We start from the raw sequence: 3,494 nt of genomic DNA on the forward strand, positions 1-3,494 counted from the left end.
GTCGCGCGATTGAATGAGAATGCGAGCTCTGTCTTCATCGGTGTTCAGCAGAGCGGGCCGCTAACAGTTGACAGAGACAGGGCGGTAGAATGGCTACGTGCACCGACCAATCCGAATGGAGTGCCCAACTCGGCCATTCTTTCGGCTTATGTCGCAACAGATGATATTGTTGGCCGCCCGTCTGAGAACTTTCTTATCGATTTTCCCAGCGGACTTGGTGAAGCCGAAGCGAGCGCTTTCGAGCTTCCGTTCGAACACCTTCGCGCTGCGAAATATGATCCACATCGCGACGGTGAGCTTGTTAACTATGTTGACTATCGGACAGATACTGACAGCCAAAACTCTTCGTGGTGGGAGCCGCATCGGGCTAGGCCTGCACTCCGCAATCGACTTGTGAATGCTGGTGATTATCTTGCCACAGCCGAAACAACCGAGCATCGTGTCTTTAGATTTCTTCCAGCAGGGACGGTGCCTGACAAAAGCCTCTACGCTTTTCCTGGCGTTGGATTGGAAGGTTTTGGAGTGTTGCAAAGTCGGTTTCACGAGAATTGGTGTACGTACTTTGGCAATCGAATTGGGGCAGGCAATCAGAGGCGCTACAACGCATCTTATGTGTACCTGACCTTCCCCTTTCCCGAAGGTCTGACCCCCGACATCCCCACTGCCGACTACGCCGATGATCCACGCGCGCAGGCTATTGCGGCAGCGGCGGCGCGGCTCAACGAGTTGCGCGAGAACTGGCTCAACCCGCCTGAGCTTATCGAGCGAGTGCCCGAAGTGGTCGAAGGCTATCCCGACCGCATCCTGCCCAAGGACGAGGCTGCCGCGAAGGAACTGAAAAAACGCACTCTCACCAATCTCTACAACACCCGCCCCGCTTGGCTCGACCATGCCCATCGCGCGCTCGATGAAGCCGTTGCCGAAGCCTACGGCTGGGGCGACGACTATCGCGCTGGAACCCTAACTGACGACGAAATCCTCGCGCGCCTTTTCCGCCTTAATCAGGAAAGGGTATCGGCGTGAGCCGGATAGACCTGCTGACAGCAATGAAAGCTTTGGGCCTATCGGGCGCGATGGCCCTTGAGGACAATCTTCAAGCGATCGAAGACCTTGTTGAGTTTCACTACGACGACGCAGAGAGACTTAATTCGGTTCGAAGTGAGTTTGAAAAGTTTCATCATCCATGGGCGCGATCGATAGTCGAAAGAATCGACGGGCATTTAAACAATATTCGTGATTTTCCGATAGATGAGGAGGATGATCCGAATTTCGACATGGACCCCTTGCTGCCAAGTACTGAAGAGTCGCCTCGATTGACAGCAGAGCAAGAACGCCTTCTTAACCTGATCGACTACGTCGAGGCCACCGAGCGCGATAAGTTGAAAACGGTTCTGGATTATCAGGATCACAAGGCCTTCCGCAAAACCGGGGCGGAGCTTCAAGGATTTCCTGGTGTCGCACTCGATGTCGGGCGCGATGACGATCCGATATGGTTGCGTGTCGACCGGCTGCCGAGGAAGGCACCGCCAGCACCAGAGGACGTAGAGCTATCCGTCTGGCTGACCTATCGCGACGATCCCAAAAGCGAGCCGCGACTTAAGTCCGAAATCTCAGGGGCTGTCCTTGTAGAGGCTGGCCTGATCCCCGCCGAAGATGCACCCGAGCATGTTTCCTTGGAACATTTTGCCGAGCGTGAGATGGTCGAGCTTTTGTTCGAGTACTGGCTTAAGAATGCCTGGTCGAATTGGGTCGAGACCGAAACCCCGCGCCGTGAGACAATTGCGCTCTACAATGCGTTGTTCATGCTGCGCCAACAGCTCGAAGGTGTCAGCGATATCCCGCTTGAGCTGACCTGCGGCATCGGTTTTGCCACGCTGTTTCGAGACGGGAAGCGGTTGCGGTATCCGCTGCTTACGGTCTCGCAGGAAATCAGTCTGAACGAGTTGACCCACGCGATTGAGGTGCGACCGCGTATGGAAGCGGACCCCGGTCTCGAATTGGACGCGCTGGATAAGATGGGGCTGGGCGTGCTGGACCAATGGCGCTCCGCGACTGAGAAATTCCTTGGTGAACTTGAGGAAGAAAGCCTGTCTCCATTTGCCCCGGAGACGTTCGCGCCACCGCTACGCCAGGCCGCCGCTTTGCTTGATCCTGATGCTGTGTACTTACCCGACCAAGATCCAGCGCAGCCCGGGATTATCCCTTCGATTGAAACGCAGTTCAGGATCGGCGATGCGTTTGCATTCTTTCAGCGAGAGCGTCGTGCCACTCAATTGATGGAAGATTTGCGTCAGTTCCGCGCGCTTCTCGAAGATGGAGAAGAGACAACAGAACTGCCGAAGGCAGTGGCCTCCTTGCTTGTTGAGCCTGCTAATGCGGTGAGCGAAGAAGAGTATCCCGAGTTCCGCGGCATCTCCAGCATTCCGGGCGTCACCACTTCTAGCGGGGAGGGGAAGGATCTGTTCTTTCCATTGCCGTTCAACCGTGAGCAGGTCGAAGTGGTGCAGCGACTGGAAGTGCGCCCGGGAGTAGTTGTTCAGGGGCCGCCGGGTACCGGCAAGACGCACACGATCGCAAATATAATCAGTCACTACCTCGCCCTTGGCAAGCGGGTGCTCGTGACATCTCAGAAAGCGCCCGCACTGAGGGTTCTTCGCGACAAGCTACCAGAAGCGGTGCGTCCTCTTGCAGTGAGCCTCCTTGAAAGCGATCGCGACGGCCTTAAGCAGTTTCAGGAATCCGTCGATATCATCGGCGAAAAACTGCAACGGCTGCGGCGGCATGAGTTGCAGGACGAGATTGATGATCTGGACGAGCAGATTGACAGGCTGCACCGGCAATTGGCGCTAATCGATACAGAAGTCGACAAGATCGGACGCGCGGCAATTTCGCCAATCACGCTGGATGGCGACACTTACGAGCCAATGCGCGCCGCTAGAATGGTCGCAGCCTCGCCGGAACTAACAGCTTGGATGCCTGATGATCTGGAGGTTTCATCAACCTGCGATCCAGCATTTTCCGATGCTGACATTGCCGAACTCAGGACGGCTCGGAAGGCAGTTGGTGACGACCTCGCCTATCTGAATGCGTGCCTTCCGGACCTTGAGCGCCTTCCCACAGTCGAAACGCTCCTCAATGCCCACAAGGATCTGTCTAAAGCCGAGCAGATAAGGGAGAGGATAAGCAAGGGCGAACTTCCGGCTTTGCGAGAGGACCGGGATGACACTGTTTCGCGCCTGCGAGACCTGACGGCAAAACTGAAGTCACTATCTGCAGAGGAGCAACGGGTATCAGGGGCACCCTTTGCATGGACTGATGAGCTGCTTCTTTGTCTTGGGCAAACCGGACCGGACGACCGTCTAACCGCGTTGGAGAGCTTGCGCGAAGAGGCTTTAAGGCTTGGAGCCGAGTATCAATACTTCCTGACCAGACCGGTTTTCGTGCCGGAAGAAGCGCTTAGCGATCCGAAGTTTCTTGTTGCGATTGAGAAAGAG

Annotated in this window: 1 protein-coding gene and 1 pseudogene; both read left to right on the forward strand. The window is 55.9% G+C overall.

Features of this window, described 5'->3' with window-relative positions:
- Nucleotides 1-1,023: pseudogene (locus GRI48_RS14110) on the forward strand (type IIL restriction-modification enzyme MmeI); the annotation flags it as partial.
- Nucleotides 1,020-3,494: AAA domain-containing protein (locus GRI48_RS14540; RefSeq protein ID WP_160677656.1), on the forward strand; the 2,475-nt coding region annotated here is incomplete at its 3' end. The pseudogene GRI48_RS14110 and the gene GRI48_RS14540, both read left to right, overlap by 4 nt.

Source organism: Qipengyuania oceanensis, from assembly GCF_009827535.1.
Taxonomy (GTDB): domain Bacteria; phylum Pseudomonadota; class Alphaproteobacteria; order Sphingomonadales; family Sphingomonadaceae; genus Qipengyuania_C; species Qipengyuania_C oceanensis.